The 310-nt window shown below is 52.6% G+C and carries 1 protein-coding gene; it reads left to right on the forward strand.

Going from position 1 to position 310, the window contains the following annotated elements; all coding sequences use genetic code 11:
* Positions 1-228, forward strand: a 228-nt coding sequence (locus IV91_RS19450) for a hypothetical protein (RefSeq protein ID WP_150112542.1), incomplete at its 5' end; no start/stop codon positions are given.
* Positions 229-310 lie beyond the last annotated feature (82 nt).

Below are 310 nucleotides of genomic sequence, written 5' to 3' on the forward strand. Positions count from 1 at the left end.
TGGTTTAGACGCCATCTTTTCGGTCAGAAGTCGGAACGCCGCAACCCCGACCTATACAGCCTCCAACTGGCCTTCAGTGACTTGGGTGGGGAAGGCAATACTCCGCCTCCTGCCCCGGACACCCAGTCTACCGGCTCATTGCCAATAAATCATGGGGTTATACGACATATTCGTTCCATAAAATTTACCGGACTGCGCGAAAAGCCCCGTCGTTCAGGGCGGGGATGAATAGCGCGGATGCCGAAGGCATCCATCTTCGTTTCCTATAGTGGCGTTTGCTGTTGCTCGATATATTGTTTGATGATGCCAA

The sequence above is a fragment of the Ferrovum myxofaciens genome (assembly GCF_000735045.1).
GTDB classification, from domain to species: Bacteria; Pseudomonadota; Gammaproteobacteria; order Burkholderiales; family Ferrovaceae; genus Ferrovum; species Ferrovum myxofaciens.